This window comes from Bdellovibrio reynosensis (genome assembly GCF_022814725.1).
Classification (GTDB): Bacteria; Bdellovibrionota; Bdellovibrionia; order Bdellovibrionales; family Bdellovibrionaceae; genus Bdellovibrio; species Bdellovibrio reynosensis.
The window spans coordinates 2,764,119-2,779,826 of sequence record NZ_CP093442.1 but is presented as its reverse complement, the minus strand read 5'-3'; the positions used below and the strand labels follow the sequence as shown (position 1 = coordinate 2,779,826).

The window sequence follows — 15,708 nt, the reverse complement described above, 5'->3', positions numbered from 1 at the left end:
GTTTTACTCGCATTCAGAGCTTTTTCTTGCGAAAAAAGGATATGTAAGTAATATGTAAATTAATGAGCCTTCCCGACTGGAACTCCCTAAAAAACAAGCTTTCTATCTTAGCAGATGCCGCTAAGTACGATGCCTCTTGTTCAAGCAGCGGATCACAACGAAAACGTGATCCGAAAGGGATGGGAAATGTTGAAGGAATGGGTATCTGCCACAGCTACGCTCCTGATGGTCGCTGTATCAGTCTTTTAAAAATCCTAATGACCAACTTCTGCATATTTGATTGCAAGTATTGCATCAACCGAGTTTCAAGTGATGTCAAACGCGCGCGCTTTTCGCCGGAAGAAGTTGTCACACTTACTTTAGAATTTTATCGTAGAAATTATATCGAAGGACTTTTCTTAAGCTCGGGCATCATGGAAAGTTCTGATGCCACCATGGAAAAACTTATTCAGGTGGCAAAGACCCTACGCCAAGTTCATAAGTTTCAAGGCTACATCCATCTAAAAGTTGTCGCTGGCTCATCGCAAGAATTAATTGAAGAAGCAGGTCTATGGGCAGACAGAGTCAGTGCAAATATTGAAATGCCTGTTCAACCTGATTTGGATCTATTAGCTCCAGCAAAGACCATTGATTCAGCGACCACTTCGATGAATCAAATTGCCGATAAAGTGGCGGAATCAAAAGAAGAACAAAAGAAAACTTTTAAAGCGCCGAAGTTTGCTCCTGCAGGACAGACGACGCAAATGATCGTTGGGGCTACACCCAGCTCTGATGCTTTGATTCTTTCTTCGTCGCAAAGCCTTTATAAAAAGTATGGACTGCGCCGAGTTTACTATTCTGCTTACAGTCCGATTCCCCACGCCGATGTTCTACTTCCCCGTGAGCAACCTCCGTTGATTCGCGAAAATCGCCTTTATCAAGCTGACTGGCTATTAAGATTTTATAAATTTGATGCTTCTGAAATTGTTGATGATAGTTCACCAAATCTTGCCTTAGACATGGATCCAAAGACTGCTTGGGCCTTAAGAAACCGGGCTTTCTTTCCAGTCGATGTAAATACAGCTAGTCGGGAGGAATTATTAAGAGTTCCTGGCTTTGGTGTTCGCAATGTCGAGCGCATTTTACAGATGCGGCCCCACCGAAAAATATCTTTAACTGATTTAACTAAATTAAACGTGTCTTTAAAACGCGCGAAATATTTTGTCGTTACTTCAGATCATAACCCCGATGTCTTACTTTTAGATTCGGCAAATTTAAAAAGCTCCATCGTCCCTGAGCATACTCAACTTTCACTTTTTGATTTGGCGACCACTGCTAAAACTGGGGAGTTATGAGTTTAGATTCCCTTGATTTTGAAGGCTGGCGAAGCAAGGCTCGAGAATATCTTGTGCAGGGAACTCTGCCGCAGGATACATCCTGGGGAAGCGAACTTGGTTTTGTCTTTGAAAGTGCAAAGAAAACTCCCGTCACTGCACCCAAAGTTCCGAAAGAATTTTTAGAATTAGCCCAGGCCGTATCGTGTGCCCGGGATGATGACCGCTGGCTTCTTTTATACCGCCTGCTATATCGATTGAATGTCGAAAATCCACAACTGCTCAATATTCTTGTCGATGACGATGTTCGCAAAGCTCAGCTTCTTGCAAAATCAGTTCGCCGTGACATTCATAAAATGCATGCCTTCGTGCGATTTAAAAAAACCTTCATTGATGGCGAAGAAGCCTACGTAGCCTGGCATAAACCGGAACATTTAATTATTAAAATGGCGGCGCCGTTTTTTGCGCGAAGATTTGGTGATAAGCCTTGGTCGATTTTTACTCCTGATGGTTCAGCGCACTGGAATTTAGAAGAATTAAGTTTTTCTAAAGGCATGCCCCAAGAAGAATTTGAACACGAAGATCCCTTTGATGAGGTTTGGAAAACTTATTATAAGTCCATCTTTAATCCTGCTAGGCTGAAAATCAAAGCGATGAAAGCAGAGATGTCGCCCAAATACTGGAGCAGTCTGCCAGAAGCTGAAATCATTAAAGATCTTATTCGCGATACACCAAAGCGCTTACAAGATATGGCAGAAGCCCCGAAATATTTGGCGCAAGTGCCGACATCTTACTCTTGGCAGGATCTTAAAGATGCTGCTGCGAAATGCAGCGCTTGTCCCCTTGCTAGTAAAGCTACCCAAACCGTCTTTGGTGAAGGAAGTCTTGAAGCTGACTTAATGATTGTTGGTGAACAACCTGGGGACGAAGAAGATTTATCCGGGAAAGCCTTTGTCGGTCCTGCCGGAAAAGTTTTGGCTGAAGCCTTGGAAAAAGCCGGCATCATTCGCGAAAAAGTTTATGTCACTAACGCTGTAAAACATTTTAAGTGGACTGCGGGTGAATCCCCTGAGGGAAAGGCGCGAATCCATAAAAAACCTGGCGGCACTGAAATGCACGCTTGCAAACCTTGGCTAGAAGCAGAGATTGCCTTAGTAAAACCAAAAGTGATAATCGCTTTAGGTGTGACAGCCGGAACGGCTCTTTATGGGCGCTTGGTGCAGGTGCAAAGTGAACGGGAAAGAATAAATACGAAAAGTGCTTTTGCTGAAGCTCTGACAATCACTTGGCACCCCTCGGCGATTTTACGCGCGATGAGCGAAGAAGAAAAATTAGAACGTATGCAGAATCTAATTTCTGATTTAAGAAAAGCATTCGAACTAGCAACTTTAAAGAAGTTAAATCTATGAGTATGCAGCGTTTCGTGGCTTGCTTACTCTGACTAATCAATTATTGTAGGCTCCATGTACAAGTTACGCGATTATCAACAACAAGCCGTGCAAAATACCATTCGGTATTTTCAAAAAAAACGGGAACCTGCCGTCGTAGTTTTACCTACGGGCGCCGGGAAAAGTCTTGTTATCGCAGAACTTGCGCGAATTGCAAAAGGCCGCATTCTGGTTTTAGCCCACGTTAAAGAGTTGGTTGAACAGAACTATGAAAAATATAAAAGCTACGGACTAGAAGCCGGAATCTTTTCTGCAAGTTTGGGAAAAAAGGAGCGTACACAAAAAGCGATCTTCGGCAGCGTACAATCAGTCGCCCGCGCATCAGATGATTTTTTCGACAATTTTTCTTTGTTAGTCATCGATGAATGTCACCGCGTCGCTGAAGAAGGTGCAACCCAATATCAAGAAGTTATAAAAAAGCTTCAAGATCGCAATCCCGGTCTTTGTATCTTGGGATTAACGGCAACACCTTATCGCCTGGGTGTGGGTTGGATTTATGAATTCAATCAAGGTGGGGAACTAAAGACTGAACAGAAAAGATTTTTCAAACAGTGTGTCTATGAACTTCCACTAACCTATATGATTAGGCATGGATACCTGACTATCCCTGTGAAAGTGGATATTCCGGTTACTTGCTACGACTTTTCAGATCTATTAGGAAAAGATCGTGCCTACACGACGGCGGAAGTCGAAGAGGTTTTACATAGTCAGAAGCGTCTTACCCCGCTGATTATAAATAATATTATCGATATTACTGAACGCTATGATCGCAAAGGGGTCATGATCTTTAGTAGCACGATTAAGCATGCTGAAGAAATCATGACTTATTTGCCAGCGGATCAATCGCGTGTTGTGCTTGGTGATACTGATATTAAAGAGCGCGAAGCAATCATCAAGGATTTTAAAAATCGCAAATTCAAATATCTGGTGAATGTTTCTGTTTTGACGACGGGGTTTGACGCCCCACACGTCGATGTAATTGCGATTCTTCGCCCTACGGAATCGAACAGTCTTTATCAACAGATTGTCGGCCGTGGTCTTCGTTTATCTGAAGATAAAAAAGACTGTTATGTTCTAGATTATACAGGTGTCGGTCTTGATATTTATGCACCTGAAATTAGCGATAAAAGACCCGCCAAGGACACAAGTCCTGTAAAAGTCACTTGTCCAAAATGTTCGTTTGAAAACGATTTCTGGGGTTACGCGGATGATGACGGAAACGTCTTTGAACACTTCGGCCGTAAGTGCAAGGGGGCTTCGCAAGATCCAAATACTTTTGAAATCATTCCCTGTGGCTTTCGCTTCAGATTTAAACTTTGTCATAGCTGCAGTTCTGAAAATGATATCACCGCAAAAGAATGCGAAAAGTGCGAAGCCGTGCTTATCGATGCTGAAGCCAAGTTAAAACAGGCTAAGCTGTCGAAGAATGCCCACGTCATGACTCCGGATCGTATTACCTTTGAAGAACGCAAAGATAAAAATTCGAATCCATTCTTAGAAATTCGTTATTACGATCTTGAATCGAACTACTTAAGCGAAGTGCACTTCTTTAATAACTCGTCGGCTATTAAAAAATTCAATATCAACTTCCTTCGTTCGCATTTAAGACAGCCAGAACTTGCGGTGGATTTAATCTCTCCTCAGCAAGTCATCAGATTCCAAAAGCTCTTCCGCGCCCCAAGCTACATCATCGCCCGTAAGCAGGACAAATTCTGGCGAGTGACCGAAAAGATTTTCGCTGAAGAACTCACTCCTTGACTATTTACCTCGATTCGTGAATTTTCGCGGAATAAGTTCTTACCCATGTCCGTTTCAATTCATCTTTTGTAAGTATGACTTATGAACCTGTTACTTTATATATTCTCAAATATCGAGAGGTTCATAATGAAAAAATTCTTTTCAACTTTATTGGTTCTAATGACTTTATCTTCGGCTGCTTTAGCTTATGAGGGTATTGCGGTTCTAGGTCTTGACGGCAAAACGACTATTCAGCAATTGAATGGCAGCTGTGATGAAGATGCTCCGCAACCTACAAACGGAAAAGCCGATACCTGTGATTCAAAAGGCAAAGGTTGCCCAAGTGGATACGTAGCTTTGAAGAAATACTGCTGGGGCGGATGGAGACACGGATTCTATCACTGCGGTACAGCTTGCAAAGAACGCCAACCTGACTGCGTTTGGGGCCACAACAGCTATATCTGCAATAATGGTATGGGCCCTCAATAAAAAAGTTCTAGGAAGTTCAAAAAAGCCAATCCAATAAGATTGGCTTTTGAGCAACCTATTGACCATCCATTCTGGTCTTACTCCCGTTTGACCTACAGGTCTCCACGCTGATTCCATCATTTCATAGATGATCCTGCCAAAGATAAGCGCATCGGCTTGTGCTATATTGTTAGCAGCGTATTGGTGTAATTCTTCATCAGCTATTCCCACTTGATGATCGCAACAACCATCTAAGGTCACATTGATTGAATCTTTTGCATTCTATAACTCTACCAACAATTCTTTCATTTAAGGATAAGCTCAGCAATTGCAATGCCATCAATCACAAAAACCCGCTTTTGTGAAAATCCTAATTTTTGATATAGTCAAAAACTGGCCTACTTATTTGTTCATGCCCAGCCCGACTTCTAGATGTCTGTATTAACAATCTTTATTTTGCCAACCCAAACTAAATATGTTGAGATTTACAAAAGCAAAACACAAGGAGTTGTTTTAAATGAAAAAATTAGTTTTTGCTGTCGCTATTCTTCTAGCGTCAGTTTCAAATGCTCAAGGAAAAAAGGCATCATTGCATGATCAATATTCCGGCACTGGTTACGGCGTGGCTGGTTGTGGATTAGGTTCAGTTATCTTCGGTGCTAAACCTGGTATGATTCAAGTCCCTGCAGCAACTACCAACGGTATCTACGGCATCCAAACGTTCGGAATCACTTCAGGAACTTCTAACTGTGATATCCCAAAAATGGGTCAAACAGCAGCAGTTTACCTTGAAGCAAACCAAGAAGTTGTAGCAAAAGATGCAGCTCGCGGTGAAGGCGAAACATTGGTTGATCTTGCCGTGATCTACAACTGCCAAGATGCTGAATTGTTCTCTTCTAAAGTGAAAGCAAACTACAAAGAAATTTTCACTTCTGACAATGGTTACACTCAATCATCTAAAATTTTATCAACTATTAAAAACGACTCTGAGCTTGCAAAAAACTGCTCAGTAGCTGGTTAATTTAAGGAATAAAAATAATGAAAACATTAATCTTACTTCTATCTCTTATCTCTACTAGCGTATTTGCTGCACAAGGCGAAGTTGGTCCTGCAGGCTGCGGATTGGGTAACCAAATCTTCGGTACTGACAATCAAATCCTTGCATCAACAACTAACGGATCTTCTGGCACACAAACATTCGGTATCACATCAGGTACTTCAAATTGCATTGATTCTTCAAGACAAGCGCAAATTGAAAATTTCATTGATACAAACAAAGTTGCTTTGTCGAACGATGCAGCTCGTGGCCAAGGTGAAACTTTAGCTAACCTTTCTGAAATGATGGGTTGTGATAAAGGTTCCTTCGGTGGCGTTGTAAAAACTCACTACAAAACTATCTTTAATTCTGAAAATACTCAGCAAATCACATCTCGCTTGATGATGGTTGTTGAAAATAATGCTTCGGCTGCAAAGTGCGGAACATAGTTTTAAAATTGATAGCAAATTATATAAAAGAGCAGTCTTACGGAAGACTGCTCTTTTTCATTTCTGCAGTTCTGTTTTCGCAGTTAACTTATGCGGCATCTATTTCGGAATCTGATCTTAAGCAAATCGCTGAATCCCGAGAATGGACCACGATCATTTACTACACCGAAACAGACTGGACTTTGACAGTTCAATCAAGATCAGATTCACCCAAATTTTTTGTAAGTAAGCGCGGCAAAAATTCTGCCATCGATGAATTAAAAGAAAGCTTAAATCTTTTAACCACTGAAAAACCCCCATTTAGTGACCAAAACTTCGTTTGCAGATTTCCAGCCCGCGCCAACTATCTAAATGAAGTGTTAAAATTAGGATTTCAATTCGATCGCAGTGGATGCAAAGACTATCAAGCATGGCGGCAACGTATTTCAGCTGATCGCGCAAGCTTGGTTTTTTCATCTTATTACCTCGGAAATCCTTCGTCCTCCTTCGGTCATATCCTTTTAAGAATGGGAAAGAAGCAGTTAGGTTCTGAAACGCAAAAAGAACTATTAGATCAAGGTATTAATTTCGGGGCTTCTCCATGGACTGAAAATCCTTTCCTGTATGCTGTCTTAGGAATGTCAGGGGCCTTTCCAGGGAACTTCATTGCCATTCCCTATTACTACAAAGTCCGTGAATACAATGACTATGATTCTAGAGATCTGTGGGAGTATGAACTTAATCTGACGCCAGCTGAAGTTTCAAAGATGACAGACCTGCTTTGGGAGCAAGGTTCAAATCATTATGACTATTATTTCTTAACCGAAAACTGTGGCTATTACATCGTAGCACTAGTCGAAGCTGCAGCCCCTAGATACAACCTGACATCAAGACTTAGAAAGTGGGTCATTCCCTCAGAAACATTAGCGGCGTTAGCGCAAGAAGGTGCGCTACAAAAACCCATCTTAAGAAAGTCCATTCGTACTCAGTTTTATGAAAAGATTGAAACCTTAAACTCTGAAGATCAGGATTTAGTTTCAGAACTGTTTAACGAAATGACTAATGCAGTAATGCAGGATCAGACTTCCTTTTCCTTACCAAAAGCACTTACCGCGAAATCAGAACTTGAACGCGCCAAAGTTCTTGATGCTGCTATCGACTATTACGACTTTCGCTATAGCAAAAAAGTGATCTTAGGGGAAGAACCCTATATTAAAGTAAAAAGATCTTTGCTAATCGCACGAGCAGAGCTACCTACCTATGATTTATCACCAAAAACAACACTTTCTGAAAACTCTCCGGATAAATCCCACGGAAGTGGTCGTGTGGAACTTGGTTACAGTGAGGCTAAATCTAATGATTATAATGAACATAGCCTTTTACTTGGCTATAGATTTGCATTTCATGATTACTTAGATCACCAACAAGGGGCGCCACAGAGAGCGCACATCGAGATCTTTAAGATTCAAGGCGCTATCGAAAATGAAGATCTTAAACTTCTTAATTTCTCTCCGTTTGATATAAGGTCATCACCATTATGGAATCGCTGGGATCGCGACATCAGTTGGAAAGTCAGATTAGCTTTGGAAGAAAGCCCTTATCAAACGTGTTCCAGTTGCCTTGCCACGAATTTAAATTTAGGAGTGGGACTTACTACGGGCCTAAGTAAACTGGACGTTTCATTAATGGCCGACGTCAATGGGCTCTATGCAAATGATTACGATAGAGCTTTGCAAGCTCTGGTTGGCCCTAGCTTAATTATTAAATCTATACCGTTTAAAAGATCCTGGGGATGGTTATTAGAAGGCAAATACTTTCCTAATGAAATTAATGAATTTCAAAATTTATATTCTATAAGCGCTAACGTACGATATCATTTTGAAAAAAACCTGAATGTCGATTTCGGATATGTACAAGAAAAAGACCGTGAAATATTTAAAATTAATTTTCTTATTTATCACTATTAATTTAACCGGCTGTTCAAGCTTTCTGTATTGGCCGACTAGCGATGTCTACGTTGATACCTCGGCAATGCCGATTAAACCCCAGGAAGAACGGGTGCAGGTCAATCCGTCAGAAAGTCTGAACCTATGGATTTTGAAAACACCCGCTAAGAAATCCAAAGGTGTCTTTGTCCAATTTCACGGTAATGCCCAGAATTTAACTGCTCACTTTCAATTCTTATATTGGGTATTAAGTGAAGGTTATGATCTTGTCACTTTTGATTATCGCGGTTATGGGCAAAGTACACCGTATAAACCAACGCCTGAAAGCACCACCGAGGATGCCAAAAAAATCATTGAATACGTGTCTTTAAAGTTTCCTAAGCAGAAAAGAATTTTCGTTGGTCAAAGTTTAGGCGGAGCTGTGATGCTTAAGGCACTGTCTAATGCGCCAATAAGTCAGCACCCAGAGGTTTTGGTTTTAGATTCTTCATTTGCATCTTACAAAGCTGCTGCAAGGTCGGTTTTAAAACAGCGATGGTTTTTGTATCCTCTCATCCCCTTCTCATACTTAGCTTTTTCAGATGAATACGCGCCAAAGGATCATTTGAAACAGCTTGGTTCAATGCCCAAAGTGGTGATCCACGGTAAAAAGGATCCCGTCATTCGCTATGATCTTGGCGAAGATCTTTTTAACCACCTTCCAGAACCAAAAGTCTTTTGGACGATTAATTATGGCTATCATACTGCTGCATTCACTCAATTTTATGTGAAGGAATATTCCAAAAAGCTTATCGATGTTATCGAAGACCCAAAATCCTACGAATAGTGCTTCTTACCGCTCTTTCGGCAACGTTATCCCTAAAAGGATAAGCCGACGCTTGGTCGGCTTATTTCTATAAAAATCTTTAGTTAGCTAGAAGGTTGCAGATACACCTAACTCAAGGGCTGAAACGGTCATACCAAAACCTGGCAGCTCCGTCAGGAAGTGAGTGCTTGAATAACCAAGCTCAAAAATCGTGCTGTCGACTTGATAACCGACGCCAACTTGCAAGTCATAACCTGTCTTAAGTGATTCGCCTTCTTTACCAATAATTTTAGTACCGTTTAATCCGCCTTTAAAATAAAATTTCTCATTCAGAGCGTAAGCCAGATTACCGTCTAAACGGATATAGTTTAATGAAAGTTGTTCTTTTTTGGCTTGGATGAATGAAAGATTCGATGTCCAACCTAATTGTTGAACTGGAAGACTAACATATCCAATACTTAGACCCATTGCGGTGTCCATTTTTACAGAATCACCAGCTGCTTTGCAGGCATCTCTGCTGTTGAAACGTTTTGTGCGAACGATACGGTGGAAATAAGCGCTGTTACTAAAAAGGGGTCTCATCGATTCATAGTTAAATCATAATTCTTCTGACCTTACATTACTTCGTCTTTGTAGGTTCGTAGCTCAATACGAATGCCCCAGATTTGAATTCCTTCTTATTAACAAGTTTCAAATCAATAGCTTTTGAAAGTCCGTCCAACAATTTTGGACCATGACCAATAAGTCTTGGGTGAACAATGAATTCATACTCATCGATCAATCCAAGCTCTGCCAATTTTAATGGAAGAGTCACCCCACCAGTTAAGATTCCCCTACCTGGTTGTTGTTTTAACTGCAGAACTTTATTCTTAAGTTCATCACCACGAATTATTTCTGCGTTCCAATCAACTTGCTTAAGCGTATTGGAAACAACATACTTTTTTGCTTTATGGATTGTATGAGCGAAAGGCACCATCCAGTCATCCATCCACTCAGGCTTTACACCCGTTTCAGCAACTGGTCGCCATGCGGATTCCATCATGTCATAAACGATCCGACCAAAAAGAAGGATAGAAGCCTGTTCGATTCCATTAGCTGCGTGTTCATGCATTTCTTGGGTAGGAATAACGGATTCATGATCACAACAACCATCAAGAGTTGTATTGATAGAGTATTTTAACTTTTGCATTAAAGCTCCTGCGCTAAGGCCACGATGATGCCATCGGGTCCGCGAAGATAACAAAGTAAGTAAGCATTTTCGTACTGAACTATTTCGTCTAACATCTCCGCGCCATGACCACGCAGACGTTCTATCGTTTCATTAATATCTGTGACGGCGAACATGATTCGATGCAAGCCCGCTGTATTTACTGGAGCAGGCTCCCCACTTATCGCTTTCGGTCTTTTGAATTCACTTAATTCAAGTCGCACTTCGCTGCCTGGGGTCTGCATCATGACGATGTCGCACTTCACATTTTCAAGTGCGAGAATTTTATCAACCCACTTGCCTTCAACGGTGGCTTCGCCTTGTACTTCTAAACCAAGTTCTTTAAAGAAGGCCACCGTCTTTTTCATATCGCTGACCATGATTCCGATGTTGTCCATTCGTAGCAGTTTACTTTTCGCCATGATTTCTCCGTTGCTATTTTTCGATAATGACGTGGGTTGCATTTTCGCCGTTAACCGTTTCTTTCACGGAGTAACCTAATTTTAGCAGATCAAGGCCAGCAAAAAGATTTTCTCCCGAGCCTAACAACACCGGGGAAATAGCCAAATGCATGTAATCGACTAAACCTTTAGATAAATATTGGCGAATCACCGAGGTGCCACCATTTAAACGAATGTCTTTGCCACCTGCAGCCTTTTTTGCTTTTTCAAGCGCGGACTCGATTCCATCTGTGACGAAATAAAAGGTAGTTCCGCCTTCCATCACAATCGGTTCGCGCGCGTGATGAGTCAGGACAAAAACTGGCGAATGATACGGAGGATTCGGCCCCCACCACCCTTTCCAATCTTCATCTTTCCAAGGACCACGGATCGGACCAAACATATTGCGCCCCATGATGTTGGCGCCAATATTATTAAAGCCGCGTGAAGCGAACTTTTCATCAATCCCGGTTGTGCCTCCGGGTTTGCCGATCATTTTATTAAAGGTTAATGTAGGAAAAAACCAGTTATGCAGAGTCTCACCACGCAGACCTAAGGGATTATCAAGAGTTTGATTTGGACCAGCCCCGTATCCATCTAGGGAAATGGCAAAGCTTTCTACGCGTAGACGACTCATGAGCTCTCCTTTGTTAGCGATCGTTAAGGCCAATGCCCTTCATTATTTTTGGAATGTATTTTTCAATTCGCGCTTCACGGGTTGAAGCTTGTTTCGCGCTAGAAAAATGCATCAGGTAAGCCCTTTGACGGCCCGGAGTCAGTGATGCAAATGCTTTTTTTAAAGCCGGCTTTTTTGCAAATGCTTTTTTAAGTTCATCAGGAACAGTCTGAGGTTTCTTCTTTACCTCAAGCTTTACCCCCGAATTTTCAATCGCGATTGCTTCTTTAATATAAGATTTAATTGTGGTCTTTAAGCGTTTAATTTCTTCTAAAGAACGAAATTCAAAACGTTTTGGTGAACTTGAATTAGGCCCATTGTCGACCAAAATGTTTTTGGGATCTTTTAATAAAGCACCTTTAAAAAACATCAGACCAAGGTAGTTTTTAAAGGGCTGAATGATAACGATGTTACTATCTTCATGAGTGTAACACGGAAGATTCCACTTTAAGTCCTCTTCCAGTTTTGTTTGAAGAAGAATGCCACGTAATGCCTTCGTTTCTTCCTGCCATTTCTTAGACTTTTTTAGAAACTTATCAACTTTAGAATCCATTATGGGACCTTCTACCTATTTACTAAAATTTATTAGAACATTGTATACACCTTCAACGACTTCAGCCATCGATTTATAATCTAAGGTATCAGCGGTATCGCCTTTAGTGTGATAGTGTGGGTTCCGCATGAACGCGGTATCTGTCAACATTATCGCCGGATAACCGTACTCCCAATAACTACTATGATCTGAAAGACTCACACCCGGAAGTTCTCGCGGAGCATTCAGTGCCTGAACATCCACTTTAGATGCCTGTTTCATAAGACGAGTCACCTGCGTTACCAGTGCTTTACTTGTCGGATCGCCGACAACCCCAATAAAATTCCCAGTGGAAGGATAAATCTTGGCAAGTTCAGGGATAGGAAAACTCTGTGAGTTCTTTTTATCACTGAAGTAGCCGACCATTTCTAGGCTCAACATAAAAAGTACTTCTGCTTTTAATTCTTTCAATGACTTCGCATGCACCGCACTTCCCATTTGATCTGATCCAAAAAAAGGTGGCTCTTCTAAAGTATAAGCTACCAAATCAATGCGATACTTAAGCGTGGGCTTTCGCTGTTGTATGAGCCTTGCTATTTCAAGTAAACCAGCAATCCCACTAGCATTATCATCAGCCCCAGGCAGAGGACCTGCCACATCATAGTGCGCCCCTATTACTATGCGTGGACCCTTGCTAGGGCCCATGGTGGTCACAACATTTTCGTAAGTATTTTTGCCAGCCTTAAACTTTTGATACGCAACCTTTAAGCCCGATTTTTTCCATTCATTTTCAATATATTTTGCAGCTTCCTTTAATCCGGCTAAGTTTTCATAAGAGCGAGGGATTTTTGTTGAAGTCAGAGCAGTCACATCAGCACGTAAACGATCTATGTTCGCGCGCGGTTCAGCGCCCTCGGTCTGGGGAAATGCAAAGTTCATAAATATGGCTCCTAGAATTTGTAGAAAGAAAAGCATACAAACCTCAAGGGCTGAAAAACGCCCACTTTGGGCTTTCAGAAAATGGAGTTAGATTGAAGAAGAAAGAGACTGGTCTGTTGCCTTACGCTCTTAAGGGTGCCTGCTTTTTTACATTGAGCCTTGGTTAATGCGAAGACTCTGCAGATAATGATCCAGAACAAATCTATCCGGAAGGTTTAGATGGAAGGTCCATCCATAGTAATAGCTTGCGAAGAGTTAAAACCGTTCCTAAAGAAAAAAATTAAAAAAGCTACAGGTACTGCGAAGATTCCACTTCGAGCTATCAGTGGCTCAACACTTAAATCAGCTAGAAGCTGGGGAAAACACCTGCTGCTGTTTTTTTCGGATGTTAACTTAAGAATACATTTTTTGATGTTCGGAAGTTATCGCATCAATAATCCCCGCGAAAATCGGATTCCCAAACTCGAGCTCGATTACGGGGATTCTAAAATTTATTTTTATAGTTGTGCTATCAAGGAACAACCCAAGGGCTTTGAGAAAAATTATGATTGGAGCATAGATCTGATGTCCCCTGAATGGGACAGTAAGAAGGCACTAAAAAACGTCCAAGCGAACCAGGACGCGCAAGTCTGTGATGTTCTTATGGATCAGGATATTTTTGCTGGTCTTGGTAATATCATGAAGAATGAAATTCAATTTAACACGCGTCTTCACCCCGAAACCAAGGTGAAAGACCTTTCCCTACCTCGCCTGAAAGCTTTGGTGAAGGAAGCAAATCGTTATGCATGGCAGTTCTACGAATGGAAAAAAGAGAATGTTCTTAAAAGGAACTGGCAAGTAATGCGTAAGAAGTCCTGCCCCATTTGCGGGAGGAACATAAAAAAGAAGGTCACAGGAAAGTTAAAACGGTGGAGTCACTTCTGCAACCACTGTCAGAAAAAGTAGGACGAGAACTCTCGCCCTACTTTTGATAATTAATTTTCAAAAGACATTGGCAGCTTTTCGTAGCATTTCAAATTGTCTTGCACGATGCTGTTTGGTCCATCTTGAAGAAGTTTGAAGCTTCCTTCTAAGAAAGTACCACGGTCAGCAACAGCTAGTTGAATAGTTCCAAATTTATCTTGGAAAACAACTTCGCCATTACTATTGGATTTAGTAACTACGACTGAGGTAACTAATTTCGCACTTAGATCGTCATCGTTATGCGCAACTACGTAAGCACGCAAGCCCGGGCCATCATTCAAACCAATGCCCACTTCAATCCATTGGTCGCCATCGTCTTGTTGGCACTTTACTAACGTTTCAACAGTTGTTGTCTTTGCCTGAGCTGAAAATCCCAATAAAAGAACTAATAAGAAAACCAGTTTGTTCATAAATTCTCCTTAGTGTTTTTGGTGACCGGCGCATCTTAATGTGAAGCGAAGCCTAAAAGCGATAGGTAGAATTTATATGTATATGGTTGGACGGTGCGTCCCTATTTGGAAATCAAAGTCTTAACCCTCGAGTCTCTAAGGTAAAGTCCGAGCCAAATGAAGATGGCGAGGTATATTGGAAGTAGAGTATGGGTAAACAGAGGACTACTAACGCGCACGTGGCTTGCGATCGCTCCGCCCAGGTAACCCGTAAGCAGGATTGCCCCAAGCACTGCAGTTCTTGGAATCACGTATAAAAGTAAGCAGGTTAAGAGAATTGTGCCTACAAGTGGCATTTTTTCGATCGGCCATTGAAGAGCAGCGCCTGCTTCCAGAGCTTCGGGTGGGAGTTTATCCATGAAGAACTTTGTAACGCCGTCAAATGATAAAAATAGAACTGCCAATCCGCTTAGTATTCTTCCGACCCAAATTTTTAGTTTTGTGTTTTCGACTGCCATATGACGTTCCTCCATGCTGCTGATATGAAGATCTTAGCAGCATGGCAGAAGGCAGTCTCGGATAATCACAAACAGAGATCTCGGTGGGTCGGCGGGGGGAATGGGGCTCGGTCCATCCTGGCCCTCGGCGCCTTCGGCGCTGACTACGTCACCCCAAAAATGCCTTCGTGGCATTTTTGCGAACCCCCTGAACACTTTGAGTCCAATCACTCAGCTCTCGAACAATTTAGAAAATAAAAAACCACCCGGTGGGTGGTTCTTTATTTTCTAAATTGGTGGAGGCGGGGGGAATTGAACCCCCGTCCGCAAATGATCCGCGATAAGGCGCTACATACTTAGTCAGTGTTTTAGATTGGTCCTCGGGCTTCCACAGACAAAATCCCTAAGACCTCTCCCCCAGTAAATTTAAGAGTGTCTGCTGGAGAAAACCCAACACTCCGAGGTCCCTAAATGACGATCAATCCAAGAGCGGAACCACCTCAAGGTTGATCGTGCAGGCTAATTAAGCTGCAAGTGCGTAATCGTTGCCAATTACAAAATGGACGTTTTTAACGAGGTCCTCATCCGCCCCGGTATGCTCCTTATGTTTCAGCATCCACGTCGAAGCCAGTACGCCCCCATGATTTGCAAAACATAACCGTTTTATTATCGCTCAATTTGAACGGAATAAAAGTCGTTTATACTTCCGATTTTTCGATTCGCTTTCAAGGTGAATAAAACCAATGACGCAAACTTTTTAGGCATGCTTGCCTAAACTTTGGTCCAGGCATTATTGCACCACCTTAACGATATCCTAACTTAAGCAAGAGACAATTTACGCCAAAAGGGAAAGATATCCACCATTTATGGGCCTATTCCACAGA

The 15,708-nt window shown here is 41.8% G+C and carries 17 protein-coding genes and 1 other RNA gene; 9 read left to right on the top strand and 9 right to left on the bottom strand.

Going from position 1 to position 15,708, the window contains the following annotated elements; all coding sequences use genetic code 11:
- The first annotated feature begins 62 nt into the window (after window positions 1-62).
- The 8 genes from MNR06_RS13040 to MNR06_RS13005 all read left to right on the top strand — a co-directional run bounded on the left by MNR06_RS13040 (window position 63) and on the right by MNR06_RS13005 (window position 9,202).
- Window positions 63-1,334 carry a putative DNA modification/repair radical SAM protein gene (locus tag MNR06_RS13040; protein ID WP_243536760.1) on the top strand — a complete coding sequence of 424 codons (1,272 nt, stop codon included), beginning with the start codon at window positions 63-65 and terminating at the stop codon, window positions 1,332-1,334.
- Complete coding sequence (locus MNR06_RS13035) at window positions 1,331-2,722, top strand: UdgX family uracil-DNA binding protein (RefSeq protein ID WP_243536758.1); 1,392 nt, start codon at window positions 1,331-1,333, stop codon at window positions 2,720-2,722. The genes MNR06_RS13040 and MNR06_RS13035 overlap by 4 nt, the downstream gene beginning before the upstream one ends.
- A 54-nt stretch (window positions 2,723-2,776) precedes the next feature.
- Window positions 2,777-4,519 (top strand): DEAD/DEAH box helicase, encoded by a 1,743-nt coding sequence (locus MNR06_RS13030; protein ID WP_243536756.1) that lies wholly within the window; start codon window positions 2,777-2,779, stop codon window positions 4,517-4,519.
- A 126-nt stretch (window positions 4,520-4,645) separates the two neighbouring features.
- The gene (locus tag MNR06_RS13025; RefSeq protein ID WP_243536754.1) at window positions 4,646-4,987 is read left to right on the top strand and encodes a hypothetical protein; all 342 of its coding nucleotides are present in this window, start codon (window positions 4,646-4,648) and stop codon (window positions 4,985-4,987) included.
- Window positions 4,988-5,483: 496 nt separating this feature from the next.
- Window positions 5,484-5,987 (top strand): DUF3015 family protein, encoded by a 504-nt coding sequence (locus tag MNR06_RS13020; RefSeq protein ID WP_243536752.1) that lies wholly within the window; start codon window positions 5,484-5,486, stop codon window positions 5,985-5,987.
- A 17-nt stretch (window positions 5,988-6,004) separates the two neighbouring features.
- Window positions 6,005-6,451, top strand: coding sequence for a DUF3015 family protein (locus MNR06_RS13015; protein ID WP_243536750.1), 447 nt, complete (start codon window positions 6,005-6,007; stop codon window positions 6,449-6,451).
- Window positions 6,439-8,397, top strand: coding sequence for an Lnb N-terminal periplasmic domain-containing protein (locus MNR06_RS13010; protein ID WP_243536748.1), 1,959 nt, complete (start codon window positions 6,439-6,441; stop codon window positions 8,395-8,397). Before MNR06_RS13015 ends, MNR06_RS13010 begins: the two co-directional genes overlap by 13 nt.
- Window positions 8,357-9,202 (top strand): alpha/beta hydrolase, encoded by an 846-nt coding sequence (locus MNR06_RS13005; protein WP_243536747.1) that lies wholly within the window; start codon window positions 8,357-8,359, stop codon window positions 9,200-9,202. Before MNR06_RS13010 ends, MNR06_RS13005 begins: the two co-directional genes overlap by 41 nt.
- Window positions 9,203-9,289: 87 nt before the next feature.
- Here the strand turns inward: MNR06_RS13005 and MNR06_RS13000 are convergent, their stop codons facing one another.
- The 6 genes from MNR06_RS13000 to MNR06_RS12975 are packed head-to-tail and all read right to left on the bottom strand — an operon-like array spanning window position 9,290 to window position 12,975.
- The gene (locus tag MNR06_RS13000) at window positions 9,290-9,763 is read right to left on the bottom strand and encodes a porin family protein (RefSeq protein ID WP_243536745.1); all 474 of its coding nucleotides are present in this window, start codon (window positions 9,761-9,763) and stop codon (window positions 9,290-9,292) included.
- A 37-nt stretch (window positions 9,764-9,800) separates the two neighbouring features.
- On the bottom strand, window positions 9,801-10,370 hold the full coding sequence (locus tag MNR06_RS12995) for a dihydrofolate reductase family protein (RefSeq protein ID WP_243536742.1): 570 nt from the start codon (window positions 10,368-10,370) through the stop codon (window positions 9,801-9,803).
- Window positions 10,370-10,810 carry a VOC family protein gene (locus MNR06_RS12990; protein ID WP_243536741.1) on the bottom strand — a complete coding sequence of 147 codons (441 nt, stop codon included), beginning with the start codon at window positions 10,808-10,810 and terminating at the stop codon, window positions 10,370-10,372. The genes MNR06_RS12995 and MNR06_RS12990 overlap by 1 nt, the downstream gene beginning before the upstream one ends.
- Window positions 10,811-10,823: 13 nt before the next feature.
- The gene (locus tag MNR06_RS12985) at window positions 10,824-11,465 is read right to left on the bottom strand and encodes a dihydrofolate reductase family protein (RefSeq protein ID WP_243536738.1); all 642 of its coding nucleotides are present in this window, start codon (window positions 11,463-11,465) and stop codon (window positions 10,824-10,826) included.
- 13 nt (window positions 11,466-11,478) lie between these two features.
- Window positions 11,479-12,057, bottom strand: coding sequence for a YdeI/OmpD-associated family protein (locus MNR06_RS12980; protein WP_243536736.1), 579 nt, complete (start codon window positions 12,055-12,057; stop codon window positions 11,479-11,481).
- A 15-nt stretch (window positions 12,058-12,072) separates the two neighbouring features.
- On the bottom strand, window positions 12,073-12,975 hold the full coding sequence (locus tag MNR06_RS12975) for a M28 family peptidase (RefSeq protein ID WP_243536734.1): 903 nt from the start codon (window positions 12,973-12,975) through the stop codon (window positions 12,073-12,075).
- Window positions 12,976-13,194: 219 nt separating this feature from the next.
- On the opposite strand from MNR06_RS12975, the gene MNR06_RS12970 reads away from it, so the two are divergent.
- Window positions 13,195-13,920: a DNA-formamidopyrimidine glycosylase family protein gene (locus tag MNR06_RS12970; RefSeq protein ID WP_243536733.1), complete on the top strand. Its 726-nt coding sequence runs from the start codon at window positions 13,195-13,197 to the stop codon at window positions 13,918-13,920.
- A gap of 29 nt (window positions 13,921-13,949) precedes the next feature.
- Here MNR06_RS12970 and MNR06_RS12965 read toward each other — a convergent pair whose 3' ends face one another.
- The 3 genes from MNR06_RS12965 to ssrA form a co-directional block, all read right to left on the bottom strand.
- Window positions 13,950-14,348 carry a hypothetical protein gene (locus MNR06_RS12965; protein WP_243536731.1) on the bottom strand — a complete coding sequence of 133 codons (399 nt, stop codon included), beginning with the start codon at window positions 14,346-14,348 and terminating at the stop codon, window positions 13,950-13,952.
- A gap of 101 nt (window positions 14,349-14,449) precedes the next feature.
- Entirely contained in the window at window positions 14,450-14,845 is a 396-nt protein-coding gene (locus MNR06_RS12960; protein WP_243536728.1) for a DoxX family protein, read from the bottom strand.
- A 273-nt stretch (window positions 14,846-15,118) separates the two neighbouring features.
- Window positions 15,119-15,464: a transfer-messenger RNA gene (gene ssrA, locus MNR06_RS12955) on the bottom strand.
- Window positions 15,465-15,708 lie beyond the last annotated feature (244 nt).